We start from the raw sequence: 26,492 nt of genomic DNA on the forward strand, positions 1-26,492 counted from the left end.
ACTCCAAAAAAGCCCTGGACCCAAGCGCCCGCCGTGGCTGACCCGGTGGCGTCGATCTCTCCCTAACAACAATTTCAGGAGAACGCACATGAACGCATCCCTTACTCCCGGCCAGACCAAGGTCGAGCAGGTCAAGCTGCTGATCGACGGCCAATGGGTCGAATCGAAAACCAGCGAATGGCGCGACGTGGTCAACCCGGCCACCCAGCAAGTGCTGGCCCGCGTCCCCTTCGCCACCGCCGAAGAAGTCGACGCCGCCATCGCCGCCGGCCAGCGTGCGTTCAAGACCTGGCGCGACACCCCGATCGGCGCGCGCATGCGCATCATGCTCAAGCTGCAGGCGCTGATCCGCGAACACTCCAAGCGCATCGCCGTAGTCCTCAGCGCTGAACAGGGTAAGACCATTGCCGACGCCGAAGGCGATATCTTCCGCGGCCTGGAAGTGGTCGAGCATGCCTGCAGCATCGGCACCTTGCAGATGGGCGAGTTCGCCGAAAACGTTGCCGGTGGCGTCGACACCTACACCCTGCGCCAGCCGATCGGCGTCTGCGCCGGTATCACCCCGTTCAACTTCCCGGCGATGATCCCGCTGTGGATGTTCCCGATGGCCATCGTCTGCGGCAACACCTTCGTGCTCAAACCGTCCGAACAGGACCCGCTGTCGACCATGCTGCTGGTGGAGCTGGCGGTCGAAGCCGGTGTGCCGGCCGGCGTGCTCAACGTCGTCCATGGTGGCAAGCAGGTGGTCGATGCGCTGTGCACCCATACCGATATCAAGGCGATCTCTTTCGTTGGCTCCACCGAGGTCGGCACCCACGTCTATAACCTGGCGGGGCAGCACGGCAAGCGCGTGCAATCGATGATGGGCGCCAAGAACCACGCCGTGGTGCTGCCGGACGCCAATCGCACGCAAACCCTCAATGCCCTGGTTGGTGCCGGTTTCGGCGCGGCCGGCCAGCGCTGCATGGCCACCTCGGTGGCGGTGCTGGTGGGCAAGGCCCGCGAGTGGCTGCCGGAGCTCAAGGAGCTGGCTTGCAAACTCAAGGTCAACGCTGGCAGCGAGCCGGGCACCGATGTCGGCCCGCTGATTTCCAAGCGCGCCAAGGAGCGGGTGCTGGGCCTGATCGAAAGCGGTATCAAGGAAGGCGCCACGCTCGAGCTCGACGGCCGCGAGGTCAGCGTGCCGGGCTACGAGCAGGGCAACTTCGTCGGCCCGACCCTGTTCTCCGGGGTGACCACCGACATGCAGATCTACACCCAGGAAATCTTCGGCCCGGTGCTGGTGGTGCTGGAAGTCGACACCCTCGACGAAGCCATCGCCCTGGTCAACCGCAACCCCTTCGGCAACGGCACTGGCCTGTTCACCCAGAGCGGCGCGGCGGCGCGCAAGTTCCAGAACGAGATCGACGTCGGCCAGGTCGGCATCAACATCCCGATCCCGGTGCCGGTACCGTTCTTCAGCTTCACCGGCTCGCGCGGCTCCAAGCTCGGCGATCTGGGCCCGTACGGCAAACAAGTGGTGCAGTTCTACACTCAGACCAAGACCGTCACCAGCCGCTGGTTTGATGATGACAGCGTCAACGATGGCGTGAACACCACCATCAGCCTGCGCTAAGGAGCTCATCATGCGTATTGCATTCATCGGCCTTGGCAACATGGGCGCGCCCATGGCCCGCAACCTGATCAAGGCCGGGCATCAGCTGAACCTGTTCGACCTGAACAAGACCGTGCTGGCAGAGCTTGCCGAGCTCGGCGGGCAGATCAGCAGCTCGCCGCGCGATGCCGCGCAGCAGAGCGAACTGGTGATCACCATGCTGCCGGCCGCCGCCCATGTGCGCGGCGTGTACCTCAACGAAGATGGCGTGCTGGCCGGGGTAAAGGCCGGGACCCCGGTGGTCGACTGCAGCACCATCGACCCGCAGACCGCCCGTGACGTAGCGGCCGCAGTGGCCAAACAGGGCGTTGACCTTGCCGATGCGCCGGTGTCCGGTGGTACCGGCGGTGCCGCAGCCGGCACCCTGACCTTCATGGTCGGCGCCAGCGACACGCTGTTCGCCACCTTGCAGCCGGTGCTGGCGCAGATGGGGCGCAACATCGTCCATTGCGGTGAGGTCGGCACCGGGCAAATCGCCAAGATCTGCAACAACCTGCTACTGGGTATCTCGATGATCGGCGTGTCCGAAGCCATGGCGTTGGGCAACGCGCTGGGGATCGACACCAAGGTGCTGGCCGGGATCATCAACAGCTCGACCGGCCGTTGCTGGAGTTCGGACACCTACAACCCGTGGCCGGGCATCATCGACACGGCCCCGGCATCGCGCGGCTATACCGGTGGCTTTGGTGCCGAGCTGATGCTCAAGGACCTGGGCCTGGCGACAGAAGCCGCGCGTCAGGCGCACCAGCCGGTGATTCTCGGCGCGGTGGCCCAGCAGCTGTACCAGGCCATGAGTTTGCGCGGCGAGGGTGGCAAGGATTTCTCGGCGATTGTCGAAGGTTATCGCAAGCCCGAGTAAAAGAGCATCGCCAGCAAGGCTGGCTCCCACAGGTACTGCGCACACATCATTCTGTGGGGGCTGGCCTTGCCAGCGATGGGCTGCCAAGGCGGCCCCAACGGTCAGGCAAAAACGAAGTACTTGCGCACCGTCTCCACCACCTCCCAGGTGCCTTTCATCCCAGGTTCGATGACGAACACGTCACCGGCCTTCAAATGTACCGGCTGCTCACCTTCCGGGGTGATCACGCAGTAGCCGTCGAGGAAGTGGCAATACTCCCACTTCTGGTAATGGACCTGGAACTTGCCCGGCGTACAGATCCAGGTGCCCATGATCTTGCTGCCATCGGCCGACACATAGGCGTTGAGGTTGACGGTGTGCGGGTCGCCGCCGATGCGTTGCCACTTGGTCGCATCCAGCACGGGGGTAGGGCAGGTCTCGCGCAACACGGTGATGAAATCGGACATTCCAGGCTCCAGAGGATGACTCAAAGGTCCATCACCATAGGCGCGATCGGCGCCGGGCAGATGTCTGGTCTCGACCTTTGGCTGTCTGGGAGCGCAAACCTTCGATTAGCGCTCGAGGCTGTCACCAAAACCGCGGATCACTTCCAGCAGCGCCTTGACTCGCTGCGGCAAGCTGCCGGCCGGGTACACCGCGTGCATTTGTGGGCTGTCGCCGTTGCTGGCGGTCAGCCGGTACTCGGCACAAACCCGCTGCAAGCGCCCGGCCTGCACCTCGGGTTCGGCCAGCCAGTCGGCCAGGCGGGCGATGCCGACGCCGGCCAGGGCGGCCTGGAATACAGCGATCCCGGAGCTGAAGCGAAACTTTGGATGCACCCGCAGGCTGACGGCCTGGTCGGCGCTGCGAAACTGCCATTCCTTGAGGATCCGCGGCGCGGTATGCAGGATCAGCGCGTGTGCTTCCAGCGCCTCGATTGAGGCGGGCATGCCGTGTTTTTGCAGGTAGGCAGGGCTGGCATACAGGGAGCGCGAGTAGCGCCACAGCGGATAACCGATCAGTTCGCTGTCCTGGGCAAAGGCGCCACGAATGGCGAAGTCCAGTTTGCTCTTGGCCGGGTCGATCGGCTCGTCGCTGAAGATCACATCGACGTTCACCTGCGGGTAGCGTTCGCCATATCGCGCAATCAGGCCAGGCAATACCGGCGCCAGTGATTCGGGGGCGCAGAACCGCACCCAGCCGGAGGCCAGGCCGCTGAGCCCGGCCAGCTCCTCATCGGCCTCACGTTGCAGATCAAGCATTTTGTCGGCATAGGGCAGCAGGCGCTCGCCGGCCTCGGTAAGGCTCACGGCATTGGCCGAGCGGTTGAACAGCTTGGCCCCGGCGTTTTCCTCAAGGGCCTGCACAGCGCGGGTTACAGCACTGGGCGAGCGCCCCAGAGCGCGTGCCGCAGCGACGAAGCTGCGCTTGCGGGCAACCATTGCGAAGGCTTCCAGCTCCGCGAGCATATCCAGGGCCATGCACTACCTCGTTGCAGTTTTTGCAATATGGCATTGCAACACAAAACCCGGCCGTTGGTTAACCTTGGCGCGCCCTTCTTTGACTGCCAGAGCCTGAAACCCATGGTCGATATCGTTGTGCTTTGCGTGTTTGCCTTTGCCGCCGGGCTGATCGATGCGGCAGTCGGTGGTGGCGGGCTGATCCAGATTCCGGCGCTGTTCAACGTGCTGCCAGCATCGCCCCCGGCTGCCTTGCTGGGCACCAACAAGGTTGCCTCGGCCTGCGGCACGGCGTTTGCCGCCCGCTCGTTCGTGCGCAAGGTGGTGATCGACTGGGGGCTGGTGGTTCCGGCGGCCTGTGCGGCCTTTGCCATGGCCTTCGTCGGCGCCGCCACGGTATCGCTGGTGCCGCAAGGGCTGATGCGCCCGGCGGTACTGGTGTTGATCGTGCTGATGGCGATCTACACCTTCTGGAAAAAGGACTTCGGTGCCCTGCACAAACCGATGCGCATCGGCACCCGCGAAAAATTGCTGGCGATCGTCATCGGCGGCGCCATCGGTTTCTACGATGGCCTGTTCGGACCGGGCACCGGCAGCTTTCTGATCTTCCTGTTCATTCGCTGCTTCGCCTTCGACTTCCTGCATGCCTCGGCGTCGGCGAAACTGGTGAACATCGCCACCAACGTCGCCGCACTGATGTTCTTCATTCCCACCGGCAACGTGCTCTACCTGATCGCCATTCCCATGGCCGCCTTCAACATCCTTGGCGCGCTGACTGGCACCTGGCTGGCAGTGCGCAAGGGCGTACCCTTCGTGCGCGCGCTGTTCCTGGTGTTGCTGCTGATACTGATCGGCAAGCTGTCCTACGATCTGTTGGTATAACGCTTACGCCCACCAGTAACGCACGAAGTGGAAGAACACCGGCGCGGCGAAGCATACCGAGTCCATGCGGTCGAGCATGCCGCCGTGGCCTTCGATCATGTGGCCCCAGTCCTTGACGCCGCGATCGCGCTTGATCGCCGACATCACCAGGCCGCCGGCAAAGCCCATGAGGTTGACGGTCAAGGCCATCAGCGCCGCCTGCCAGAAGCTGAACGGCGTGATCCAGCACAGGGTGGCGCCAATCAGGGTGGCCAGGGCCACGCCGCCAACCAGGCCTTCGACGGTCTTTGACGGCGACAGCTTCGGCGCCACCTTGTGCTTGCCGAACAGCTTGCCGCAGACGTACTGCAGCACATCGGAGATCTGCACCACGAGGATCAGCCAGGCGATCAGCAGCAGGTTGCGGCCTTCGTATCCGGGGATGTCCAGGGTCATCAAGGCCGGTACCGAAGACAGGCAGTAGACCGCGATCATCAAGCCCCACTGCACCTTCGAGGCACGCTCCAAAAAGCGCGTAGTGTCGCCGCCGAAGCTGGCGAGAATCGGCAGCAGCAGGAACAGGTAGACCGGGATGAAAATGCTGAACAGCCCGTACCAGTCCATGGCGATCAACAGGTACTGCACCGGCAGGGCGACGTAAAAGGCCGCGACCAGTGCCGGGTAGTCGCTGCGCCGGGTGGGTGTCAGGGTGAGGAATTCACGCAAGGCGTAAAACGACACGCAATAGAACAGCAGGATCACGCCCAGCTTGCCGAACAGAAACGCCAGGCCGATGACCAGGACCATCACCCACCAGGCGTTGATCCGCGCGTTGAGGTTGTCGATTACCGCGTGGGGGGCGGGGCCGGCGCGCCATTTGAGCAGGCGGCCGATCAGGCTGGCGAGCAGCAGCAGGCCGCCGATGCCGGCGAACAGCGAAAGGGTGTTGTTGTCCATCTCAGGATTCCTTCGGGGCCAGGGCCAACAGGGCCTGGCGGGCCCGGTCGAGAAACGCGTGCTTGCTTTCGTCCGCTTGCAGGTGCAGCGGCTCACCAAAGCTCAGGGTGCACAGCAAGGGCAGCGGCAGGGCGCGGCCCTTGGGCATGACCCGGTTGAGGTTGGCGATCCACACCGGGATCACCTCGACCTGCGGGTGGGCGCTGGCCAGGTGAAACAGGCCGCTCTTGAACGCCAGCAACGGTTCGTCGCTGAGGTTGCGCGTGCCTTCGGGGAAGAAGATCAGCGAATCGCCCTGGGCCAGCGCATCCTGGATAGGTTGCAGGGGATTGCTTTGGGCGTCGTTGTGCTGGCGATCGATCAGCACGCCATTGAACACCCGCTTGATCAGGAATTGACGAATGCCGGGTTTTTGCCAGTAATCGGCACCGGCCACCGGCCGCGTGTGCTGGCGCAGCGGCTGGGGCAGCGAGGCCCAGATCAGCACGAAGTCGCCGTGGCTGCTGTGGTTGGCGTAGTACAGCCGTTGCACCGGTTGCGGCGTGCAGCCCAGCCACAAGGCGCGGGCGCCGGTGATCAGGCGGGCGACCGAGGTGATGGCAAAGGCGGTGAGGGCAGCAAGCATGGGCAAGGTCCTTATCCGGCGAAATGAAGCAAGGGCAAAAGCAAAATGCCGACCAGCGCCAGCACGGCCTGTACGGCAAAGCACAGCAGTTGTTTGCGCAGCAGGCCCAGCGTCGCCAGGCCGCGTGCCTGCCAGTCGCGGTTATCGGCCGGGTTGGCTTTCAGGCCCAGGCTGAACAACGACTGGTCCAGCGCCTGGGTGTGTTGCCCAAGCTGATCGCTGCGCGTGGCCAGGTGCGCAAACAGGTCGGCGTCCAGCGCGACGCGCATGGCAAAGAACTTTTGCAGCAAGCCTGCCAGCAACAACAGGCCGCTCAGTACTGCGCAGTATCCCGGGGCAGGCGAGCCGATCAGCAGCGCCGCCAGGCCAAGCAGCACCGCCAGCAGGCTGATGCCGTCGGCCAGGCGCTCGACCTGGCGGCCGCGCTTGAGCAGGCTGGCAACCACGGCCAGGTGGATTTCATCGCTCACAGGCAAGGCTCCGTTTGCAGGCGTTCGATTACCCGCAGGTGCTGCGGGTGCAGGACCACCCCAGGGCGAGCCTGGCTGATGCGCTGTTGCGCTTGCCCGGCATCGGCGCAACGGCCGCTGAGCACCAGCCAGGCGGCTACGGCGCTGGCGCTTCGCGAATAACCGAGCGCGCAACAGACCAGCACCGGGCCCTGGGCACGCAGCTGTTCGATGGCCGCCGCCGCTTCCCGGCAGCGCTCGGCCGTGGGCACCACCAGGTCGAGGCTGGGCAGCGCACGATAAGCCTGGCCCGGGGCAACCGAGGCGGGTAGTTCGGCGCACAGGTCGACGATGGCGGCGAACTGCGCCGCTTGCCCCTTGCCCGGAATCCGCCCCAGGTACACGCCGTCGCAAACTTCATCCGCTTGCGGATGGCGCCGGGTCCACCAGCGCGAATTGAGCCAGGCGCCGATCAGGTAGGGCGCCAGCAGCCAGCGCGTGGCGTACGACAGCTGGCCGTCGGCGCCTTTCTGAAAACCTTCGGCGCCCAGTTGCGCGTAGTTGAGTGCCACCACCAGCAGCGCCACCGCCGGCCACAACAACCACAGGGCAACGCCTGCAAGGTACAACGCCAGACCACCCAGCAGGGCGGCGCCGGCGAAGTAACGCAAGGCCAGGCGCCAGCGCTGCGGATCACGGGCAAGTTGCATAGGGCGCAGTACCGGCTGACCCGCAACCGGCCACAGCCAGCAACACAGCATCCCCACCAGCGCGCCGCTGGGCAGGTCGATAAAGTGGTGTTGCCAGGTGGTCAGCACCGACACGCCGATCAACGCCATCCAGCCATGCACCAGCAAGCGCGGCAGCCTGGCGTGGATATGCCGGGCAAACATCGCCCAGATGATCACCAGCAAGGCGATGTGCAGTGATGGTGCCTGGTTGAAGGGTTTGTCAAAGCCCATCAGCACATCGAACAGCCAGCCGAACAGGCCATCCAGCGCGGGCCGCTCGACGGTAAAACGCAACGGCCAGAGCAGAAACCCGAGGATGCAGATGACTTGCGCACTGAGCAGGCGCAGGGCGTGGCGGTCCATCTCCAGGCGACTTAGCGGCAACAGGAACGACAGCCCGTAAAGCAGGTCGATCGACCAGTAGGGGATGATGGTCCAGGGCCACAGCGGGATATGGCCTTCCCAGGCGAACACCAGGCTGCCGACGTCGCTGCGCCCGGCGGTGTAGGTGTTGGTCAGGCCGTAGCTGAGAAAGAACAACGGCCCCAGCAACAGCAGCCAGAGCACCCCGCGCTTGATCAAGCCTGGCTCGCGTGCCGTGCTCATCAAACGACCCGCTGGGCCAGGCTGACGCTGAAGATGCCCCACTCATCAATACGCTGGCAGACCTTGCGAAAGCCGGCCGCCTCGACCAGTTGGTCCATTTCCACCTGACTGCGCCGGCGCATCACCCAGGCCTGGCCGGCGCGGTGGCTGGTCAGGGCGCGGGCGATCATCTCCAGCTGCGGGTGCCAGGGCTGGCCGGTGTACACCAGGTAACCACCGGGCTCCACCGCCTGGGCCAGGCCGCTCAGGGAGTCGCCAACCATCTGGTTGCTGGCGAACAGCTCATACAGGCCCGAAACCACCGCCAGGGTCGGGCGTGGATCGAGGCTGGCCAGGCTCTGGGCATCGAAGGCATCACCCTGGACGAAGCGGGCAATGTCGGCCAGGCCCTTTTCGGCGATCAGCGCGCTGCCCTGCTGGACATTGAGCTCGCTGTAGTCGCGCAGCAGGATCGACTCCGGCTTGCGTTCCAGGCCCTGCAACGCTTCGAGGATGTAGCGGCCATGGCCGGCAGCGATATCGACGATATCCACCGGCTTGCCCTGTTCGCGCAGGCGTTCGATGGCCAGGCGCAGCAGCTCTTCGACATGCAGTTTGCGCTGGCGGATGCCGCGCCAGCCGATGGCGTTGAGGTAGTTCTGGTCGATCATGCGCCCGATCGCGCCCTTGCCGGTGGGCTGGTTGCGGTAGATGTAGTCCAGCGTGCTGCCCGAGTCGAAGCCGGTGTCAAAGCCCAGCTTGACCCCGTCCGACAAACCCTTGCCCAGCCGCAGGCCGGCGCGGGTGGCGCGCCAGTAAAGATCGGCCGGCGAGTTGCGCGGCAGCGGCGCGGCCAGGCTTTCGGCTTCGGCGCAGCTGGCGCCCAGTTGGTCGGCAGCGAGCAGAGAAGGGCGCTGCGGCGCCAGGCTGAAGCAGTGCTCGATAAACCGCCGGATCCGCGCCAGGGCATGGCTGCGGTCACGCTCGCCAAGGGTGTCGTGGAAGAATCCGGGGAGGATGTGTTTCTCTTTGTGCACGCTGCCCAGGCGTTCGAAGAACTGCTCCTGGGGTTTGCGCTTGACCACGAAATCGGCGCCGGAAATCAACAGCTGGGTCGGCACCTGAATCGCCTGGGCATCGGCCACCACGCGGTCGGCGGCTTCATACAGGCCAAGCAGCATGGTCACCGAAATCGGCCGGCTGATCAGCGGGTCGCTTTCGTACGAGGCGATGCGCTCGGGGTCGTGGCTGAGCAGGCGCGGCTTGACGTAGCTGTTGACGAAGAAGTTGCCGCGCCAGGCGCGCATCAGCTTCAGCCCCGGGCGGGCGAAAGGCACGTAGAGCTTGACCTTGAAGGCCGGCGAGGCCAGTACCAGGCAGCGTACCTTGGGCGCGTAGTCGTGGGCCCAGGTGGCGATCAGTACGGCGCCGACGCTTTGCGCCAGCACCGCCATGTCCTCTTCGGCGATGCCGTGCTCGCGGGCGATGTGCTCGATGAAGGTCTGCACGTCGCGCACGCTGCAGGCAAAGCTTGGGCTGTCGCCACGGGCGCCGGGCGACTGGCCGTGGCCACGGGCGTCCCAGGCGAAGAAGTCGTGGTCGGGCAGTTGCAGCTCATCGGCCAGATGGGCCATGCGCCCGCCGTGTTCGTGGCCGCGGTGGAACAACACCACGGCACGCCGTGGCTGGTCGTCAGCAACGTCGGCGGGCCAGTGGCGGTAATGCAGTTCGACGCCGTCGTGGGTGGTGAAGTGCAGCGATTGCGCGTTGCGCATGGCAAATATCCTTATCTGGCACAAAGTGCTTCAGCGGGTTTGCGCCAGACCGCGGCTGACCCGGTTGTAGAGGGTATAGAGCGAGAGCAGCAAGATCACCAGCAGCACGCCGTTGAGCCAGCTGGCCGGCAACAGGCCGCTGGCAACGCCGGCACCGAGCACGCCGAAGGCAAAGGCCCGGTCGCTTTTGCCCATCGGGCCGTCGTAGCGGCGTTCAGCGCCGACCAACGGGCCCATGACCCCGGCGTATTCGCTGATCAGCGCCGCCAGCACGACGATCACCACTAGCGCCGACGACACCCCCGGCAGCAGCGCGAAGGGCAGGTACAGGGCGCTGTCGGCGACCAGGTCGCAGAGTTCGTTGTAGTAGGCGCCGAGCTTCGATTGCTGGCCGAATTCGCGGGCGAGCATGCCGTCGATGGCATTGAGGGCCATGCGCAGCAGCATCCATACCGGCACCAGGGCGAACAGCCAGGTGAGGTGTGGCAGCCAGGCCAGCAACAGGCCGAGCAGAACGGAAACCACGGCGGCGCTCAGGGTTACCTGGTTGGCAGTGACGCCGCGTTGGTACAGGCGCTCGACCGTCGGGCGCAACAGCGCCTGGAAGCGGGGTTTGAGCTGGTAGATCGACGGCACGGTGAAACTCCCTTTTACGACTCGGTTGGCGATCAGTGCAGCAACAGCTAGGTCCGCGGGGGCGATTGTCGGTGGATTGCCCCTGCCGGAGCAATAGCGCTGGCACTCAGGCAGTCGATCAAGGCCTGGGCATGCCCGGGCAGGCTGGCAAAATCCCGGCTGCACAGGCGAAGCTGGCGTTTTGCCCAGGGCTCGTTCAGCGCCAGGCTGTGCAACGGCAATAGCCCCTGCCAGCGCTGCACCGCGGCCATCGGCACGATGCCCAGGCCAGCGCCGTGGGCGACCATGCGGATCACCCCGTCAAACCCTTCGGCGCGCACCCGCACCTGCAGGCGCCGGCCCAGATGCAGGGCTTGTTCTTCAAGGTGCAGGGCCAGGGCGCTGTCGGCCTGCAGGCCAACGTAGCCGTGGCCGAGGGTGTCGGCAAAGCGCAGGTTGGGGTTGGCGGCCAGCGGATGGGCGGGCGGCATGATCAACATCAGCGGGTCGTCGCGAAACGCCAGGGTTTGCAGGTGTTCGCTGGCCACCGCGCTGGAGATGATGCCGATATCGGCCACGCCCTGGGTGATGGCCTGGACGATGCGCAGGCTCGGCAGTTCGTGGATGTCGATATCGATGGCCGGGTATTGCCGGAGAAACCCGGCGAGCAATTCCGGCAGGTATTCGGTCAGCGCTGCGGTATTGCACAACAGCCGCACCTGGCCCTGCAGGCCCTGGGCGTATTGCCCGAGGTCGAACTGCAGGCGCTCGACCTGCTGGGCGATCAGCCGCGCATGCTGCAGCAGCGCCTGCCCGGCAGGCGTGGCCTGCACCCCGCGACGGTTGCGTTCAAGCAGCGGCGTACCCAGCGAACTTTCCATGGCGCGGATGCGCGCGCTGGCGGCGGGCAGCGACAGGTGGCTGCGCTGGGCGCCGGCGGTGATGTTGCCGCACTCCAGGGTGTGCTGGAACAGGCGCAGGTCAATCAGGTCGAAATGCATCAGCCTCTTCCTGGGCAATAGTCTGGCTGAGTATATGGCAGATTTTCAGCCTGGGTGGCAGGGTGCAGGATAGTGCCATGACTACCTTCTTTGGCTTCTATCAGGATATCGGTCCAGCGCTGTCGCTGCTGGTCATTGTCACCTTCGTGCTGGCCGGTGCGGTCAAGGGTGTGATCGGCCTTGGCCTGCCGACCATCGCCATGGGCCTGCTCGGCATGGCTATGTCTCCGGCGCAGGCAGCGGCCTTGCTGATTGTGCCTTCGACCCTGACCAACCTCTGGCAACTGGCCTTTGGCGGGCACCTGCGCGCCTTGCTGAAACGGCTGTGGCCGATGCTGGCGCTGATCTTTATCGGCACCTTGCTCGGTAGCGCCTGGCTGGGCATCAACAGTGGCGCCTGGGCGGCACATGCCTTGGGTGGGGCGTTGCTGGTGTATGCGTTGTACGGCCTGCTCGGCCACGGGCTGAGCCTGGCGCCTGCGCATGAGTCCTGGATCGGGCCTTTTTGCGGGCTGATCACCGGGGTGATCACGGCGGCCACCGGAGTCTTTGTGATTCCCGCAGTGCCTTATCTGCAAAGCCTGGGCCTGAGTCGCGAGGAAATGGTCCAGGCCCTGGGCCTGTCATTCAGCGTCTCGACCCTGGCCCTGGCAATTGGCCTGGCCGGCCAGGATGCGCTCGGCGCCCAGGCCCTGGGCGCGTCAATGCTGGTGCTGGCGCCGGCGCTGCTGGGCATGCTCGGCGGCCAGTGGCTGCGTCAGCGCATTAGTGCGGTGCTGTTCAAGCGCTGCTTCTTTATCGGCCTGGCGCTGCTCGGCACGCACCTGTTGCTCAACGGCTAGCCGAGGAGGGGCTGAGCATTTCGATCAGCTGAATATCGAAGTCGCGCTCCAGGTAGTCCATGCGTTTTTCGAAGAACGCCGCCATGTGCGGCAGGGCCGAGTGCACATCCAGTGCGGCCTTGCTGGCCCAGATCTCGTAGAACACAAACAGGCTTGGGTCCTGCTGGTCGCGCAGCATGTGGTATTCGATGCAGCCCGGTTCCTGGCGGCTGGGCTCGACGTAGGCGCGAAACAGCGTTTCGAAGGCTTCGGACATTTGCGGTCGGGTCTTGGCTTTGAGGATGAAACCGTACTGCTCGCTCATGGAGATGCCTCTAAATGGAAGAAGTGAAACGATTCTATGGCAACAATAAGCGTTTGATTCGTGCTTTTTAGGCAAATGTATTTTGCCCCGGCACGGCTGTTTCCCCGCGAGGCCTGCCTCTAATCTGCCGCCATCAAATTCACTCGGTCACAGGCTTCTTTGCCCCTGATCGAACATAGATGAGGCACCCCATGAAAAAAGTCCTGTTGCTCAACGGTGGCAAGAAGTTCGCCCACTCCGATGGCCGCCTGAACGAAACCCTGCACGAAGCCGCGCTGGCCTTCCTGGACCGCGCAGGGTTCGATGTGAAAACCACCTACATCGATGGCGGCTACGACAACGCCGAAGAAGTGCAGAAATTTCTCTGGGCCGACGTCATCATCTATCAGATGCCCGGCTGGTGGATGGGCGCCCCCTGGACCGTCAAGCAGTACCTGGACGAAGTCTTCACTGCTGGCCATGGCAGCCTCTACGCCAACGACGGCCGCACCCGTTCCGATGCGTCGCAAAAGTACGGCAGCGGTGGCCTGATCCAGGGCAAACAGTACATGCTGTCGCTGACCTGGAACGCACCGCAGCAGGCGTTTGACGACCCGGCCGACTTCTTCGAAGGCAAGGGCGTGGACGCGGTGTACTTCCCGTTCCACAAGGCCAACCAGTTCCTCGGCATGAGCGGCCTGCCGACTTACCTTGCGGTGGATGTGATGAAACGCCCCAACGTCGAGGCCGCTGTGGCCGCCTACGAGCAGCACCTGGCCGAGGTTTTCCAGACCCAGGCCTGATGAAGCCTTGCGCAAGCCGCGCCAAGCGGCTATCTATCACGGCTGTTGCCAACCCCGGGGTACAGCCGTGAAAGCCAGGTCCGATGAATTGCAGGTGTTCGTCTCGGTGATCGAGTGCGGCTCGATTTCCGCGGCCGCCGAGCAGGGCGGGCAGACGCCGTCGGCGATCAGCCGCACCCTGTCGCGCCTGGAAACCAAGCTCGGCACCACCCTGATCAACCGCACCACCCGGCGCATGGACCTGACCGAAGAAGGGCGGTTTTTCTTCGAGCGGGCCAAGTCGATCCTGCAGCAGATGGACGAGCTCGAAGAGCACCTGTCGGTGCACCACCAGACGCCGTCCGGGCGCTTGCGCATCAACGCCGCGCTGCCGTTCATGCTCCACGCCATCGTGCCCTGGGTCGGTGAGTTTCGCGCGCTGTACCCGCAGATCCAACTGGAGCTCAACACCAGCGACCTGATCATCGACCTGATCGAGCAGAGCACCGACGTCGCCATTCGCATCGGCGAGCTGGCCGACTCCAGCCTGCATGCCCGCGCCCTCGGTTGCAGCCCGTTGAACCTGCTGGCCAGCCCCGAGTACCTGGCCCGGCATGGCACGCCCGAGCGGGTTGAAGACCTGCAAGGCCACGCGCTGCTTGGCTTTACCCAGACCGAAACCCTCAACCACTGGCCGCTGCGCCATGCCGAAGGCGACCGCCTGCTGATCCGCCCGGCGCTGTCGGCCTCCAGCGGTGAAACCCTGCGCGAACTGGCCTTGGCCGGTGAGGGCATCGTCTGCCTGTCGCACTTCATGACCCATGAAGACATCCGCAGCGGGCGCCTGCAGGTGCTCCTGGCCGAGCACAACAGCGGCTATCGCCAGCCGATCAATGCGGTGTACTACCGCAACACCCAGCTGGCGCTGCGCATCCAGTGCTTTCTCGATTTCATTCAGAACAAGCTGGCGATCTACGCCTGCTGAAGCGTCCATCTGCGACAGCTTCTGCCTATGCGCGGCGAAAACTCCTACGGTGTTTGATAACTCGTCTGACATCAGCCTTAATGGCTGTTCAACGAAAACAACACTAAGGAAGCTCTCATGCGCGTTGTGATGTTCCGATCCCTGGCCCTCGGCGCCGCGATCCTCGCCAGTAACGCGGCTTACGCGGTTACCCTGGAGGGCGGTGCAGTTGCGGCACCCGATCAATATGGTGCACAGGTCGCCGCCGATATCCTGAAAAAAGGCGGCAACGCGGTGGATGCGGCCGTGGCCACCGCCTTCACCCTGGCGGTCACCTACCCCGAGGCGGGCAACATCGGTGGTGGTGGTTTCATGACCCTGTATGTCGACGGCAAGGCCTACTTCCTCGACTACCGCGAAACCGCGCCGAAGGCCGCCAGCCGCAACATGTACCTGGACGACAAGGGCGAGATCATCGAGAACCTCAGCCTGGTCGGTTCCCGCGCTGCCGGCGTGCCCGGTACGGTGATGGGGCTGTGGGAGGCGCATCAGAAATTCGGCAAGCTGCCGTGGGCCGAACTGCTGACCCCGGCGGTCGGTTATGCCAAGAACGGCTTCAAGGTCGCCTCCAAACAGTACCAGTACCGCGAAGACGCCCTGGGCCTGTTCAAGGACAGCACCAACTTCAACGACTATTTCGGCAGCATGAAAGTCGGCGAGACTTTCAAGCAGCCGGAGCTGGCGCAAACCCTGGAGCGCATTGCCGACAAGGGTGTCAGCGAGTTCTACCAGGGCAAGACCGCCGACCTGCTGGTGGCGCAGATGCAGGCCGACAAGGGCCTGATCAGCAAGGACGACCTCAAGGACTACAAAGCCGTCTGGCGCGAGCCGATGAAGATCGACTGGCGTGGCAACACGGTCTATACCGCGCCGCTGCCAAGTTCGGGCGGCATCGCCCTGGCCCAGCTGCTGGGCATCAAGGAAGCGCGCGCCGCCGACTTCAAGGGCGTCGAGCTGAACTCGGCGCGCTACATCCACCTGCTGGCCGAGATCGAAAAACGCGTGTTCGCCGACCGCGCCGACTACCTTGGCGACCCGGCGTTCTCCAAGGTGCCGGTCGAGCAACTGATCGCCAAGGACTACATCGCCAAGCGCGCCCAGGAGGTCAACCCGACGGCCATCTCGGACACCGAGAAAGTCCGCCCTGGCCTTGAACCACACCAGACCACGCACTTCTCCATCGTCGACAAGGACGGTAATGCGGTCAGCAACACCTACACCCTGAACTGGGACTACGGCAGCGGTGTGGTGGTCAAGGGCGCAGGCTTTTTGCTCAACGACGAAATGGACGACTTCAGCTCCAAGCCGGGCGTGGCCAACGCCTTTGGGGTGGTCGGTGGCGACGCCAACGCGATCGAGCCGGGCAAGCGCATGCTGTCGTCGATGAGCCCGAGCCTGGTGACCCGCGATGGCAATGTCACCCTGGTACTGGGTACCCCCGGTGGTTCGCGGATTTTTACCTCGATCTTCCAGGTGTTGAACAACCTCTATGACTACAACCTGCCGCTGGAAAAAGCCGTGGCTGCGCAGCGCGTGCATCACCAGTTGCTGCCCAAGGACACGATTTATTTCGATGCTTTTGCACCGCTTAACGGCAAGGTTGCTGAAGAGCTGAAGAAGATGGGCTACACCCTGGAAGATCAGGGTTGGGAGATGGGCGACATCCAGGCGATCCGGGTTAATGGCACGGCGCTGGAAACCGCTTCCGATCCGCGTGGGCGGGGGGTAGGGCAGATCGTTAAATAGGTGTTGAGTTGATCGCGGGTCAAGCCCGCTCCTACAAACCTGTAGGAGCGGGCTTGACCCGCGATGCGTTTAAACGCGGAAGTGGCTGACCATGGTCTGCAACTGGTTGCCCAGCCGCGCCAGTTCAACACTCGACGCCGCGGTCTCGTCACTGGCCGCGGCGGTCTGCTCGGACACATCGCGAACATTGAGAATGCTGCGGCTGATCTGTTCGGCCACTGCGCTCTGTTGCTCCGCCGCCGCCGCAATCTGCTGGTTCATCGACTGAATGTTCGACACCGTACGCGTGATGCTTTCCAGCGAAGCACCGGCCTTGCGGGTCAGCTCGACGCTGCTGTCGGTCAGGTTGCGGCTGCCAAGCATGACATTGGCCACCTGCTGGGTACCGCTCTGCAGGCCGGCGACCAGCTCTTCGATCTCTTCGGTGGACTTCTGCGTACGCTGGGCCAGGCCGCGAACTTCGTCGGCGACCACGGCAAAACCACGCCCTGCTTCACCGGCGCGGGCCGCTTCGATGGCCGCGTTGAGGGCCAGCAGGTTGGTTTGCTCGGCCACCGACTTGATCACGTCCATGACGCTGCCGATCTTCTGGCTTTCCTGTTGCAGCAGGCCCATGGCCTCGGTGGAGCGGTGCACCTCTTCGGCCAGGCGTTCGATCTGGCTGATCGCTTCGGCGACAACCTGGTCACCGGCACGGGCCTGACCATCGGCTTCGGTGGCAGCCTCGGAAGCATGCTCGGCATTGCGCGCAACTTCCTGCACGGTGGCGGCCATTTCGTGCATGGCGGTGGCGACCTGGTCGGTTTCAACTTTCTGGCTGTTGACCCCGGCGCTGGTCTCTTCGGTAACAGCCGAGAGTTCTTCGGCAGCGCTGGCGATCTGGGTGACGCCGTCGCGGATGCCGGTGATCAGGTCACGCAGGGTCGAGCCCATGCGCTGGATGCCTTGCTGCAACACGCCCAGTTCGTCACGGCGGGTGACGCGCATGTTATGGGTCAGGTCGCCGGCGGCGATCTTCTCGACCACGGCCAGGGTTTCACGCAACGGGCGAGTGATCTGACGGGTGATGATTACCGCAGCCAGGATGCCGACCAGCAGTGCCAGCAAGGTGGCCGTCAGCTGCAGGGAGCGGGCCTGGGTGCTCTCGCTGTCGCGGCGGTCCAGCTGGATCTGGTACAGGGCGTCGCTGGTCTTGACGATATCGGCGCCTTGAACGGTCATTTCCTGACGCGCTACGGCGATATCGGCAGTGGCGTCGCGGAACTGGCGTACAGCGTCACGGTAGGCCATCACTGCGGATTCAAACTGCTTGATGCGCGTCGCTTCGCCTGGCATCTGGCGGTTCAGGCCGGCGATTTCGGCCAGGGCGGTATCGAGCTGACGCAGGGCCAGTTGCTCGGTCTCGCTGCTGATGTCGGCGATGTAGCTGCGCACGGCCAGGCGAACCAGCAGCAGTTGCTCCTTGGCCTGGGTGATGGTGCGGAACTGCTCCAGGCGGCTGGCGTCACCCTCGGGCAGGGCCAGCACGTCGCGGTTGATCGCTTCGATCAGTTCGATAGCGCGGGCTGCGGCCTGGTTCATCGAGTCGCGTGCGGCCAGGCTGGTCTTGTAACCGGCGCGCATCTTGTTGATCGACACCTGGTATTCGCTGATGGTCTGGCCCAGCTCCTGGAGCAGCTTGATGTTCTCCGGGCTCTTGAAGCTCTTGAGCAGTTTTTGCTGCTGCTCGCTGAAGGCATTGAGCTTGACCTGGACGTTGCCGGCCGCGGCGTCGTCGCCATTGGTCAGCATGTACTGCAGGCGGGTGATGCGCAGGTTGGTCAGGTCACTGTTGAGCTGGGTAATGTCGCTCATCCAGTTGCTGCGATCGATCAGGCTGCCCAGGCTATTCCAGCCGGTCAGGGCCAGCAGGCCGGTCAGCAACAGCACCAGGCCAAAGCCCAGGCCGAGTTTCAGGTTGACGCTGATGTTGGCAAACCAGCTATTCATGCAATCCCTCCAGGAACGTTGTGCTTCTTGATCCGAATCGGTGGAAGGTTGTTGTTATTGATGGCCAGCCGATGTTCTGAGCAGGGTTTATCGGCGGCTTGCGCCGGAGCTGAAACGCTTTTTCAGCAAAAATGATCAGCGGTAGGTAACAGGGGATTTCTGCGGCCAGCCCGAGGCTTCAGGCGGCCGCAAAATGGCTCAGAGCGAGCGTGCGCCGAAGGTGTCGCACTGGTTGATATCGCCCTTGGCGAAGCCGGTCTTGAACCAGCGCTGGCGCTGTTGCGAGGTGCCGTGGGTGAACGAGTCCGGTACTACGCGGCCCTGGCCCTGCTGCTGCAGGCGGTCGTCACCGATGGCGTTGGCGGCGTTCAGGGCTTCTTCGATATCGCCCGGTTCCAGCCAGTTCAGGCGTTTTTGCGCCTGGTAGGCCCAGACCCCGGCCAGGCAGTCGGCCTGCAGTTCCTGGCGTACCAGCAAACCGTTGTCGCCTTCCATGCGCTCACCGCGCTGGCGTGCGGCCTGGACCTTGGCCGAAACGCCCAGCAGGGTTTGCACATGGTGGCCGACTTCGTGGGCGATCACGTAAGCCTGGGCAAAATCGCCGGCGGCCGAGAAGCGCTGTTCCATTTCACGGAAAAAGCTCATGTCCAGGTAGACCTTCTGGTCGGCCGGGCAATAGAACGGCCCGACTGCCGAAGAGGCAAAGCCGCAGGCTGAGTTGATCTGGCCGCTGAAGAGGATCAGGTTGGGGTCTTTATACTGGCGGCCGGCCTGGGCAAAGATGGCCTTCCAGGTGTCTTCGGTGTCGCCCAGCACCGACCTTACGAATTCCGCCTGCTCGTCATTGGCCGGTGGTGCCTTGCCGGTGCCGGTGGTCACTGGCGCGGTCTGTTGCTGGCCCATCTGCCCGGCCAGCTGGCCGAGGATCTGCAGCGGGTCCTGGCCGGTGATCCAGCCAATCCCGACAATCAACAGGATCGCGCCGATGCTCAGGCCCTTGCCACCGCCGAAGCGCATGCCGCCACCGCCCTCGCCACGGGCATCGACCACATTGTCGCTACGCCTGCCTTTTCGCCATTGCATGAGTGCTCTCCGGAGCTTGGAAACATGAGGACAAAGATTAGTTCACGGCGCGGGGCTCTGTCAGATTCCTGATTTATACATAACCATTTGGTTATGAATGGCGCTGTTCTTTTCAGTATTCGCCGGACCCTGCATACCGGAAACTGCAAGCTCGCCTGCCACGCCCAGGCCCTCCAATAATTCCAAGACAGGAGAACGGCATGTCTGCACAAGACAACAGTCGCTTCGCTATCCGTGATCGCAACTGGCACCCGAAAGCCTTGACCCCAGATTACAAGACCTCCGTCGCGCGCTCGCCGCGCCAGGCCCTGGTGAGCATCCCGCAGTCGATCAGCGAAAGCACCGGTCCGGATTTCTCCCACCTGAAATTCGGCCCTAACGATCATGACCTGCTGCTCAACTTCAATAACGGCGGCCTGCCGATCGGTGAGCGCATCGTCCTTGCCGGGCGCGTCTGCGACCAGCACGGCAAACCAATCCCGCACACCCTGGTAGAGATCTGGCAGGCCAACGCCGGTGGCCGCTACCGGCACAAGAACGACCGCTACCTGGCGCCGCTGGATCCCAACTTCGGCGGTGTCGGCCGTGCGCTGACCGACAGTGAAGGTTATTACAGCTTCCGCACCATCAAGCCGGGCCCGTACCCATGGCGCAATGGCCCCAACGACTGGCGCCCGGCGCATATCCATGTGTCGATCAGCGGTCCGTCGATTGCCACGCGGCTGATCACCCAGCTGTATTTCGAAGGCGATCCGTTGATCCCGATGTGCCCGATCGTCAAGTCGATTGCCAACCCTGACGCGGTGCAGAGCCTGATCGCCCGGCTGGACATGAGCAATGCCAACCCCATGGATTGCCTGGCCTATCGCTTTGACATCGTGTTGCGCGGACAGCGCAAGACCCACTTCGAAAACTGCTGAGGAGGCGCCCCATGCCTATCGAACTGCTGCCGGAAACCCCTTCGCAGACCGCCGGCCCCTACGTGCATATCGGCCTGGCCCTGGAGGCCGCCGGCAACCCGACCCGCGACCAGGAAATCTGGAACTGCATGGCGCAAGCCGACGCGCCGGGCGAACACATCCTGGTGTTCGGCAACGTCTATGACGGCAACGGTCATCTGGTGCGCGACTCGTTCCTGGAGTTCTGGCAGGCCGACCACAACGGCAATTACCAGGGCGATTTCAACCTGGAAAAACCCTTCAACAGCTTTGGCCGTACCGCCACCACCTTTGATGCCGGTGAGTGGACCCTGCACACCATCAAGCCGGGCGTGGCCAAGAACGCCGCCGGCGTGCCGATGGCGCCGCACATCAACGTCAGCCTGTTTGCCCGGGGTATCAATATCCACCTGCAGACGCGCCTGTACTTCGATGACGAAGCCCAGGCCAATGCCCAGTGCCCGGTGCTCAACCTGATCGAGCAGCCGCAGCGGCGCGAGACCTTGGTGGCGACCCGCTGTGAAGTGGACGGCAAGCTGGCGTATCGCTTTGATATCCGCATTCAGGGTGAAGGCGAGACGGTGTTCTTCGATTTTTGAATGCGCCATTGAGTGACATGAGCAAAGCCCGCCATTGGCGGGCTTTTTGTTCGGATCAGCGTGGTGTCGTAACGCCAATGGATTCGGACTTCAGCAGTTTCAAGCCTTCATCGGCGTTGTAGCCATGAATCTCTTTCACGTCGAGCTTGCGCATGAACGAGAGCGTTTCAGCAGTGATTACCTGGCCCGGTACCAGGATCGGAAACCCCGGCGGATAGGGGATCACGAAGTTTGCTGAAATCAACGGCGGGCCGTTTTCCAGGCGTTCGTCGATGGTTTTGTCGAACAGACGAAGATGCTCGCACGCTGCACTGTCATAGGCTTTGTAGTAAGCACTGCGAATGTCTCCTTCTGCCGTACTGCTGTTCGCCGACTCACGAAAAGCGGGGTAGAAATGGCTGAAGTCGGGCAGGTCCGGCACATCTTCCATAAGTGACGTGACGCGTGCATTAAAGGCTTCACGCAGGTTGTCGTCACTGGTGCCCAGGCGGTCCTCCAGTTCGCGGCTGATACGTACCAGCACCCGGATCAGGTGTGCCACGTCACTGCGAGTGTTGTTGATGTTGGTTTGCAGCAGCACGCTGTTGCGAGAGGTTTTGTTCAACTGGACATCGTAGCGGTTGGTCAGCAAATTCTTGAACGTGGTGCCGTCAAAGCCTGCATGGCCACAGACCAGCGTCAGGCGGGTAGGGTCCAGGGCGACTTCATCGGTGTTCAGGGCATCGACGACGGTGGACCACGCAGTGCCCTTGGCCAGGTAATCCTGCAGCCCTGAAGCCCGATAGACCGTTGGCACCAGGTCCTCGATCGTGAGTATCTTGAAATACTTGGATATCAGTGGGTGGCGGCCGACCTCCCGACGGATGTCGAAGGCCAACTGGGTTGCCGACATCACCAGTTCATAGCCTTCCAGCTCCATTTGCCGGCGGGCAACATCCAGGGACGCAATGATTTGCTGATTGGGGGAGGTGGACGTGTGGGTAAATACCGCCTCGCGGAACGATGCTTCGACGTGATGGAAGTCCTGATCGTCGACCAGGATCATCGAGCCCTGGCGCAGCGCCGACATAGACTTATGGGTGGAGTTGGTCTGGTAGACGCGCACGCGGGTGGTGTCCGGGTCCATCAGCAGGTGTTCCTGCAGCAGCGCAGGGTCATCGCCAGCAAGCGCTTGCAGCCGTTCGCGCTGGCATTCGAAGGCGTACCGGTACTGCGGGCAACTGAGCGCCTGCTTGAGTTGTGCGGCGGCGCCCATGCCGGTTCGACGACGCAGCAGGGGTGAAAAGCGTGCAAAACCAAACCAGGCTTCATCCCAGAGAAAGGCCAGGTCCGGTTTGATTGCCAGGCATTCTTCCATGACCCGGAAGGTGTTGTAGACGTGCCCATCGAAGGTGCAGTTGGTCAACACCAGCAGTTTGACCCGATGCAGTTTTCCTTCTTTTTTCAGGTCGAGTAGCGCTTGCTTGATAGCGCTCAGTGGCACTGCGCCGTACATCGAGTATCGGGGCAGCGGGTAGGCTTCGACATACAGCGGATAGGCGCCGGTCAGCACCATGGCGTAGTGGTGTGACTTGTGGCAGTTACGATCGACAATGACAATGTCACTGGGCGCAAGCAGGGCTTGTTCAACGATCTTGTTCGAGGTCGAGGTGCCATTGGTGACGAAAAACGCCTGCTGTGCGCCGAACGCATGGGCTGCCCGGTCCTGGGCCTTTTTGATGTTGCCGGTGGGCTCTAGCAGGCTGTCGAGCCCGCCCGTGGTGGCAGAGCTTTCGGCCAGAAACAGGTTGATGCCATAGAATTCGCCCATGTCGCGGATCCAGTTCGACTTGAATATCGATTTTCCGCGGGCAATGGGCAGCGCATGGAAGGTGCCGATAGGACGTTGAGCATAGTGTTTCAGGTTGTTGAAAAACGGCGTTTCATAGCGCTTTGCAACGCCTTGCAGCAGGCTCAGGTGGATCTCCAGCGGCTCCTCGACTTCGTAGAACACCCGGCTGATGAACGCGTAGTCTTCATCACCGGCAATTCGCTCAACCTGACGATCGCTGAGCAGCAGGATATCGAGCTCTGGCCTGATGGACTTGATCGCTCGGGCCAGTGGCAAGGCCAGGTTCGTGGAGTCTTCGCCGTCCGGGCTGTTGCCCAGGTGTGGCGCCAGCAGCTCACGCACCCAGGCGGCGCGACAGCTCGATGTAAAAGCGAAACCTTCGTAGATCACCACCGCTTGCAGGTTGACGTTGAGTATCACCGCGAGCAACGCATCCTCAAAGGAGCCGGTCATGACGGGCTCGTAGATGAAGGGGTCCTGGTGGCGGCGCAACTGGCGAATGGCCTGACGGTGCTGCGGCCATGTCGAGATTGGCGCGGGGCTGACAATCAGAGTTTCGAAATACGGACGATGTGCGGACGCAGCGGCGAAACTACGGGGCGCGGGTGCGTCGGGCAGGTCCTCGCTGGCCTCCCAGTCGTTTGCGTCTTGCTTGTAACTGCGGTCGAGCAGCGAACTGCTGATGCGCTGAGCCAGATGCAGGGCTCCGATGCCATTGCCCGCTGCTACGCGTTCGACCAGCAGGGCCAGCAGGCGAGGGCCCGGGTAAGCCTGATAAGCCTCCAATTGCGCAAGCTGCTCGAGTTGGGCAAGGCATTGCTGCTGGACCTTCGCGCTAGCGGGCTGATCTTTGCAGTTGCGCCAGCGGCGACACAGGGCGTTGAGTTCACGCCACAAGTCAACGCGGGCAGTGGTACAGGAAAACAGTTGATCGATTGGCTTTGCGTCGCCATCGGGCAGGGTCAGGTTGTTCACGGTTCAATTCCTTTTGAACGGTCGCCGGAGCCGTGAAGTATTCGCGTTGCGGATAATCGTGAGCAGCCTGTCTGCTTTCCCTGTGATGCAATGCTGCAAGGTACGCCTTACTCGTAGTCTGTCACCCCGGCAATATGCCGCCCGGCGATATAGCCGAACGTCGCCGCCGGCCCCAGGTTGATCCCGCCCGCCGGATAGTGCCCGCCCATGATGCTGGCCATGTCGGTGCCCACCGCATACAACCCGGCAATCACCTCACGCTTTTCATCCAGCACCTGCGCGTGGGTGTTGGTCCTGAGCCCGGCGAAGGTGCCGAAACAGCCCGGTTCGACCTTTACCGCATAGAACGGCCCGTTCTCGATCGGCGCCACGCACGGATTTGGTCCGTGCAGGGCATCGCCCTGTTTGCGGTTGTAAGGGGTGGAGCCGCGGCCGAAGTGCGGGTCTTCGCCGTTGCGGGCATGCCGGTTGTACTCGGCGACCGTTGCCACCAGGCCTTGAGGGTCAATGCCGCAGGCCCGCGCCAGGGCTTCGATACTGTCGCCGGTCTTCAGGTAGCCGGATTTGATCAACGGCTGCAGCGGCAACGGAAACGGCCGTGAAATGCCCAGGCCATAACGGCGCTGGAAGGCATGGCTGCAGATCAGCCACGATTCGACCTTGTCCCCCGGCGCCTTGGCGACCATGGCGCTGACATAGTCGTAGTAGCCGTCGGCCTCGTTGACGAAGCGCTTGCCGTCGGCGAGCACGCCGATGATGCCGGGCTTGGCCCGTTCGATGATGTGCGGGAAATGCCCGCTGCTGCCGTCCTTGTAAGGCACCCGCGATACCGGCGCCCAGGCCACCGGGCTGTGCAGGTCGTCAGCCACCTGGCCGCCAACGCTTTCGCCCAGGCGCAGGCCGTCACCATTGGCGCCCAGCGGCGGCAGCGCCAGGTGTTCGTGGCCGGTGGGTGTACGCGGGAACAGCGCCTTGCGCCGTTCGATGTCGTTGGCAAAGCCGCCGGCGGCCAGCACCACGGCCTTGCGCGCATTTATTTGGATCGGCCCGCGCGCGGTTTCAATCAGCGCACCGCTGACCCGGCCATGCTCGCGGAGCAACTGCCGAGCCGCTGCCGATTCCCAGAGCAACACGCCAAGGTCTTCAGCCGACTTGGCCAGCCGAGCGACCAGGGCTACGCCGTTGACCAGTTGCAGGGCCCGGCCGCGGGTTGCCAGATCGAGCAGGTGGCGGCTCAAACGCTTGCTCACATGCAGCAGCGAGCGCCAGGAACGGGTGAGGCTGAGGAAGGCGCCGAGGTCCTTGCCGGCCATGATCGGCATGCCCATGAACGAGGTTTCGCGCATGGTTTTGCGCAGGCGCTTGAGCAGCTTTTTGCCCAGCTGGCGGCCATCGTAGGGGGCGGCAATTACCGAACGCCCGCCGGTGCCGGCGCCAGGGGTATTACCGTGAATGTCGGCGATGCCATTGCCGTCGGCAAATTGCAGGGCGGTATGGCGCTCGAAGAACGACACCATGTTGGGCGCCGCGTCGAGAAACGCATCGATCATCGGCCCATCGAAACGTTCGCCCAGTTCATGCTCCAGATAAGTGCGCGGCTGCGAGCGCTGCTCGATGATCCCGGCGCGCTGCGCCAGCGGGTTGCACGGTACCCACATCCAGCCACCGGACCAGGCCGTGGCGCCGCCGAACACCGGGTCCTTTTCGACCACGATGACCTTCTGGCCATGCCAGGCGGCGGTCACGGCGGCGGCCAGCCCGGCGGCGCCGGAGCCGATGACCAGTACATCGCATTCGACCAGCGGGGTATCGACGGGCATGAGCAGTATCCTCCAGGCAGTTTTGTTATATTTTGGAACTGTATTCCATATTTTATGGTTTGATCTGTCGCCCAGCCAAGGCGTGCCACGACAAAGTGGGCGAAGATCGGACAGTGATTTGCGCTTTCGCCGGGGCTCTTTAGAATCGGCACAAATTTCAGGGACCATGACCATGGCCGGCAGTCAGATCGAACGCGCGTTCAGCCTTCTCGAACGCCTCACCAGCGACCCGCGCGGGCTGCCCCTGCAGACCCTGGCCGAAGAGCTGGACATCCCCAAGAGCGCCACCCATCGCATGCTCGCCGAGCTGATGCGCCTGGGCTATGTGCGCCAGAACGCCGAGAGCAGCCGCTATCACCTGAGCACCCGCCTGGTGGCCATGGGTTTTCGCTATCTGGCCAGCAGTGGCGCCGATATCGTCCAGCCGATTCTTGATCAACTGGCCCAGCAGACCGGCGAGCTGGTGCGCCTGGGGGTGATCGACGGCGAACGCCAGACCTGGATCGCCAAGGCCCAAGGCGCCCGCTCCGGCTTGCGCTACGACCCGGACATGGGCCGTGATGCGCCGTTGTTCTACACCGCCTCCGGGCATGCGTGGCTGTCGAGCCTGAGCGATGCCCAGGCCTTGTTGCTGGTGGAGCGCCAAGGCATCGCCGACCCGGCGCAGTTCGGCCCCAACGCACCGAAGTCCAATGCCGAGCTGCTCGAACGCCTGCGTGTTGCCCGCGAGCATGGCTATGCCTGGGTGGTGGAGAGTTCGGCAGTGGGGATGTCGGCGCTGGCGGCGGTGGTGCGGCACCCGCTGGATGGCCATGCGGTTGGCGTGCTCAGCGTTGCCGGGCCCAGTGCGCGGATGAGCGAGGCACGCATGCACGAGCTGGCGCCGGTGTTGCTGGCGGCGGTGGCGGAGTTGTCGGCGGCAAGTCCTGCTTCTGAGTTGTTTGTCTAGAAGCATCACGGGTCAAGCCCGCTCCTGCACTCGCGATCCGTTTTTTCGCTTGCATTGAAATTGGAACTAAGTTCTAAATA

Annotated in this window: 24 protein-coding genes and 1 pseudogene; 10 read left to right on the top strand and 15 right to left on the bottom strand. The window is 63.3% G+C overall.

Annotated features, from left to right (window positions below; translation table 11 throughout):
• Nucleotides 1-88 precede the first annotated feature (88 nt).
• Both LOY22_RS03240 and mmsB read left to right on the top strand, forming a co-directional pair.
• Nucleotides 89-1,615: a CoA-acylating methylmalonate-semialdehyde dehydrogenase gene (locus tag LOY22_RS03240; protein ID WP_093387789.1), complete on the top strand. Its 1,527-nt coding sequence runs from the start codon at nt 89-91 to the stop codon at nt 1,613-1,615.
• A 10-nt stretch (nt 1,616-1,625) separates the two neighbouring features.
• Nucleotides 1,626-2,513 (top strand): 3-hydroxyisobutyrate dehydrogenase, encoded by an 888-nt coding sequence (gene mmsB, locus LOY22_RS03245; RefSeq protein ID WP_258596317.1) that lies wholly within the window; start codon nt 1,626-1,628, stop codon nt 2,511-2,513.
• Between the two features lie 101 nt (nt 2,514-2,614).
• Here mmsB and LOY22_RS03250 read toward each other — a convergent pair whose 3' ends face one another.
• Together LOY22_RS03250 and LOY22_RS03255 are read right to left on the bottom strand one after the other, a co-directional pair.
• Nucleotides 2,615-2,959 (bottom strand): cupin domain-containing protein, encoded by a 345-nt coding sequence (locus LOY22_RS03250; protein WP_258596319.1) that lies wholly within the window; start codon nt 2,957-2,959, stop codon nt 2,615-2,617.
• A 105-nt stretch (nt 2,960-3,064) separates the two neighbouring features.
• Nucleotides 3,065-3,973: a LysR family transcriptional regulator gene (locus tag LOY22_RS03255; protein ID WP_258596320.1), complete on the bottom strand. Its 909-nt coding sequence runs from the start codon at nt 3,971-3,973 to the stop codon at nt 3,065-3,067.
• 102 nt (nt 3,974-4,075) lie between these two features.
• Here LOY22_RS03255 and LOY22_RS03260 point away from each other — a divergent pair, with 102 nt between their 5' ends.
• Nucleotides 4,076-4,834 carry a TSUP family transporter gene (locus LOY22_RS03260; RefSeq protein WP_045196566.1) on the top strand — a complete coding sequence of 253 codons (759 nt, stop codon included), beginning with the start codon at nt 4,076-4,078 and terminating at the stop codon, nt 4,832-4,834.
• A gap of 3 nt (nt 4,835-4,837) precedes the next feature.
• Here LOY22_RS03260 and LOY22_RS03265 read toward each other — a convergent pair whose 3' ends face one another.
• From LOY22_RS03265 to LOY22_RS03295, 7 genes are read right to left on the bottom strand one after another with little or no spacing between them, the layout of a single operon-like run.
• Nucleotides 4,838-5,770 (bottom strand): phosphatidate cytidylyltransferase, encoded by a 933-nt coding sequence (locus LOY22_RS03265; protein ID WP_045195828.1) that lies wholly within the window; start codon nt 5,768-5,770, stop codon nt 4,838-4,840.
• A gap of 1 nt (nt 5,771) precedes the next feature.
• Nucleotides 5,772-6,395 (bottom strand): 1-acyl-sn-glycerol-3-phosphate acyltransferase, encoded by a 624-nt coding sequence (locus tag LOY22_RS03270; protein WP_093387795.1) that lies wholly within the window; start codon nt 6,393-6,395, stop codon nt 5,772-5,774.
• Between the two features lie 11 nt (nt 6,396-6,406).
• Entirely contained in the window at nt 6,407-6,865 is a 459-nt protein-coding gene (locus LOY22_RS03275; RefSeq protein ID WP_093387797.1) for a hypothetical protein, read from the bottom strand.
• Complete coding sequence (locus tag LOY22_RS03280; protein WP_093387800.1) at nt 6,862-8,181, bottom strand: phosphatase PAP2/dual specificity phosphatase family protein; 1,320 nt, start codon at nt 8,179-8,181, stop codon at nt 6,862-6,864. The genes LOY22_RS03275 and LOY22_RS03280 overlap by 4 nt, the downstream gene beginning before the upstream one ends.
• Nucleotides 8,181-9,935 (bottom strand): bifunctional alpha/beta hydrolase/class I SAM-dependent methyltransferase, encoded by a 1,755-nt coding sequence (locus LOY22_RS03285; RefSeq protein WP_258596334.1) that lies wholly within the window; start codon nt 9,933-9,935, stop codon nt 8,181-8,183. The genes LOY22_RS03280 and LOY22_RS03285 overlap by 1 nt, the downstream gene beginning before the upstream one ends.
• Nucleotides 9,936-9,965: 30 nt before the next feature.
• A complete protein-coding gene (locus LOY22_RS03290; protein ID WP_045195837.1) occupies nt 9,966-10,571 on the bottom strand; it encodes a CDP-alcohol phosphatidyltransferase family protein in 606 nt (201 codons plus the stop codon).
• A gap of 47 nt (nt 10,572-10,618) precedes the next feature.
• A complete protein-coding gene (locus tag LOY22_RS03295; protein WP_045195838.1) occupies nt 10,619-11,551 on the bottom strand; it encodes a LysR substrate-binding domain-containing protein in 933 nt (310 codons plus the stop codon).
• A gap of 77 nt (nt 11,552-11,628) precedes the next feature.
• Here LOY22_RS03295 and LOY22_RS03300 point away from each other — a divergent pair, with 77 nt between their 5' ends.
• The gene (locus tag LOY22_RS03300; protein WP_258596336.1) at nt 11,629-12,393 is read left to right on the top strand and encodes a sulfite exporter TauE/SafE family protein; all 765 of its coding nucleotides are present in this window, start codon (nt 11,629-11,631) and stop codon (nt 12,391-12,393) included.
• Here the strand turns inward: LOY22_RS03300 and LOY22_RS03305 are convergent.
• A complete protein-coding gene (locus LOY22_RS03305) occupies nt 12,383-12,697 on the bottom strand; it encodes a putative quinol monooxygenase (RefSeq protein WP_093387814.1) in 315 nt (104 codons plus the stop codon). The two genes, LOY22_RS03300 and LOY22_RS03305, sit on opposite strands and share 11 nt — an antisense overlap.
• Nucleotides 12,698-12,888: 191 nt before the next feature.
• Here LOY22_RS03305 and LOY22_RS03310 point away from each other — a divergent pair, with 191 nt between their 5' ends.
• The 3 genes from LOY22_RS03310 to ggt all read left to right on the top strand — a co-directional run bounded on the left by LOY22_RS03310 (nt 12,889) and on the right by ggt (nt 16,228).
• Nucleotides 12,889-13,479 (top strand): NAD(P)H-dependent oxidoreductase, encoded by a 591-nt coding sequence (locus LOY22_RS03310; RefSeq protein ID WP_045195845.1) that lies wholly within the window; start codon nt 12,889-12,891, stop codon nt 13,477-13,479.
• 67 nt (nt 13,480-13,546) lie between these two features.
• A complete protein-coding gene (locus tag LOY22_RS03315) occupies nt 13,547-14,443 on the top strand; it encodes a LysR family transcriptional regulator (RefSeq protein ID WP_045195847.1) in 897 nt (298 codons plus the stop codon).
• A gap of 117 nt (nt 14,444-14,560) precedes the next feature.
• A complete protein-coding gene (ggt, locus tag LOY22_RS03320) occupies nt 14,561-16,228 on the top strand; it encodes a gamma-glutamyltransferase (RefSeq protein ID WP_093387817.1) in 1,668 nt (555 codons plus the stop codon).
• A 69-nt stretch (nt 16,229-16,297) separates the two neighbouring features.
• On the opposite strand, the gene LOY22_RS26975 is transcribed toward ggt, so the two are convergent.
• The 3 genes and pseudogenes from LOY22_RS26975 to LOY22_RS03330 all read right to left on the bottom strand — a co-directional run bounded on the left by LOY22_RS26975 (nt 16,298) and on the right by LOY22_RS03330 (nt 19,300).
• Nucleotides 16,298-17,161, bottom strand: a complete 864-nt coding sequence (locus tag LOY22_RS26975; RefSeq protein WP_371128692.1) for a methyl-accepting chemotaxis protein — start codon at nt 17,159-17,161, stop codon at nt 16,298-16,300.
• A pseudogene (locus tag LOY22_RS26980) lies at nt 17,153-18,217 on the bottom strand (methyl-accepting chemotaxis protein); the annotation flags it as partial. The pseudogene LOY22_RS26980 and the gene LOY22_RS26975, both read right to left, overlap by 9 nt.
• 198 nt (nt 18,218-18,415) lie before the next feature.
• The gene (locus LOY22_RS03330; RefSeq protein ID WP_093387823.1) at nt 18,416-19,300 is read right to left on the bottom strand and encodes a neutral zinc metallopeptidase; all 885 of its coding nucleotides are present in this window, start codon (nt 19,298-19,300) and stop codon (nt 18,416-18,418) included.
• 200 nt (nt 19,301-19,500) lie between these two features.
• Between LOY22_RS03330 and pcaH the strand changes: the two genes are divergently transcribed.
• Together pcaH and pcaG are read left to right on the top strand one after the other, a co-directional pair.
• The gene (pcaH, locus tag LOY22_RS03335; protein WP_045195856.1) at nt 19,501-20,220 is read left to right on the top strand and encodes a protocatechuate 3,4-dioxygenase subunit beta; all 720 of its coding nucleotides are present in this window, start codon (nt 19,501-19,503) and stop codon (nt 20,218-20,220) included.
• An 11-nt stretch (nt 20,221-20,231) separates the two neighbouring features.
• Nucleotides 20,232-20,837 carry a protocatechuate 3,4-dioxygenase subunit alpha gene (pcaG, locus tag LOY22_RS03340; RefSeq protein ID WP_045195858.1) on the top strand — a complete coding sequence of 202 codons (606 nt, stop codon included), beginning with the start codon at nt 20,232-20,234 and terminating at the stop codon, nt 20,835-20,837.
• 55 nt (nt 20,838-20,892) lie between these two features.
• Here the strand turns inward: pcaG and LOY22_RS03345 are convergent, their stop codons facing one another.
• Both LOY22_RS03345 and LOY22_RS03350 read right to left on the bottom strand, forming a co-directional pair.
• Complete coding sequence (locus LOY22_RS03345; RefSeq protein ID WP_258596342.1) at nt 20,893-23,643, bottom strand: beta-eliminating lyase-related protein; 2,751 nt, start codon at nt 23,641-23,643, stop codon at nt 20,893-20,895.
• Between the two features lie 107 nt (nt 23,644-23,750).
• Nucleotides 23,751-25,463: an FAD-dependent oxidoreductase gene (locus LOY22_RS03350; protein WP_093387829.1), complete on the bottom strand. Its 1,713-nt coding sequence runs from the start codon at nt 25,461-25,463 to the stop codon at nt 23,751-23,753.
• Nucleotides 25,464-25,635: 172 nt separating this feature from the next.
• On the opposite strand from LOY22_RS03350, the gene LOY22_RS03355 reads away from it, so the two are divergent.
• Nucleotides 25,636-26,412 carry an IclR family transcriptional regulator gene (locus tag LOY22_RS03355; protein ID WP_045195862.1) on the top strand — a complete coding sequence of 259 codons (777 nt, stop codon included), beginning with the start codon at nt 25,636-25,638 and terminating at the stop codon, nt 26,410-26,412.
• The last annotated feature ends 80 nt before the right edge of the window (nt 26,413-26,492 follow it).

The organism is Pseudomonas sp. B21-035, from assembly GCF_024748945.1.
Lineage (GTDB): Bacteria > Pseudomonadota > Gammaproteobacteria > Pseudomonadales > Pseudomonadaceae > Aquipseudomonas.

Bases quoted from the DNA above. Each gene is read 5' to 3' on its own strand.
- pcaG (WP_045195858.1), top strand. From the start codon at position 20,232: ATGCCTATCGAACTGCTGCCGGAAACCCCTTCGCAGACCGCCGGCCCC.
- LOY22_RS03310 (WP_045195845.1), top strand. From the start codon at position 12,889: ATGAAAAAAGTCCTGTTGCTCAACGGTGGCAAGAAGTTCGCCCACTCC.
- LOY22_RS03240 (WP_093387789.1), top strand. From the start codon at position 89: ATGAACGCATCCCTTACTCCCGGCCAGACCAAGGTCGAGCAGGTCAAG.
- LOY22_RS03250 (WP_258596319.1), bottom strand. From the start codon at position 2,959: ATGTCCGATTTCATCACCGTGTTGCGCGAGACCTGCCCTACCCCCGTG.
- LOY22_RS03270 (WP_093387795.1), bottom strand. From the start codon at position 6,395: ATGCTTGCTGCCCTCACCGCCTTTGCCATCACCTCGGTCGCCCGCCTG.
- pcaH (WP_045195856.1), top strand. From the start codon at position 19,501: ATGTCTGCACAAGACAACAGTCGCTTCGCTATCCGTGATCGCAACTGG.
- LOY22_RS03355 (WP_045195862.1), top strand. From the start codon at position 25,636: ATGGCCGGCAGTCAGATCGAACGCGCGTTCAGCCTTCTCGAACGCCTC.
- LOY22_RS03285 (WP_258596334.1), bottom strand. From the start codon at position 9,935: ATGCGCAACGCGCAATCGCTGCACTTCACCACCCACGACGGCGTCGAA.
- LOY22_RS03265 (WP_045195828.1), bottom strand. From the start codon at position 5,770: ATGGACAACAACACCCTTTCGCTGTTCGCCGGCATCGGCGGCCTGCTG.
- LOY22_RS03280 (WP_093387800.1), bottom strand. From the start codon at position 8,181: ATGAGCACGGCACGCGAGCCAGGCTTGATCAAGCGCGGGGTGCTCTGG.
- LOY22_RS03330 (WP_093387823.1), bottom strand. From the start codon at position 19,300: ATGCAATGGCGAAAAGGCAGGCGTAGCGACAATGTGGTCGATGCCCGT.
- LOY22_RS03300 (WP_258596336.1), top strand. From the start codon at position 11,629: ATGACTACCTTCTTTGGCTTCTATCAGGATATCGGTCCAGCGCTGTCG.
- LOY22_RS03350 (WP_093387829.1), bottom strand. From the start codon at position 25,463: ATGCCCGTCGATACCCCGCTGGTCGAATGCGATGTACTGGTCATCGGC.
- mmsB (WP_258596317.1), top strand. From the start codon at position 1,626: ATGCGTATTGCATTCATCGGCCTTGGCAACATGGGCGCGCCCATGGCC.
- LOY22_RS03255 (WP_258596320.1), bottom strand. From the start codon at position 3,973: ATGGCCCTGGATATGCTCGCGGAGCTGGAAGCCTTCGCAATGGTTGCC.
- LOY22_RS03260 (WP_045196566.1), top strand. From the start codon at position 4,076: ATGGTCGATATCGTTGTGCTTTGCGTGTTTGCCTTTGCCGCCGGGCTG.
- LOY22_RS26975 (WP_371128692.1), bottom strand. From the start codon at position 17,161: ATGGGCTCGACCCTGCGTGACCTGATCACCGGCATCCGCGACGGCGTC.
- ggt (WP_093387817.1), top strand. From the start codon at position 14,561: ATGCGCGTTGTGATGTTCCGATCCCTGGCCCTCGGCGCCGCGATCCTC.
- LOY22_RS03295 (WP_045195838.1), bottom strand. From the start codon at position 11,551: ATGCATTTCGACCTGATTGACCTGCGCCTGTTCCAGCACACCCTGGAG.
- LOY22_RS03305 (WP_093387814.1), bottom strand. From the start codon at position 12,697: ATGAGCGAGCAGTACGGTTTCATCCTCAAAGCCAAGACCCGACCGCAA.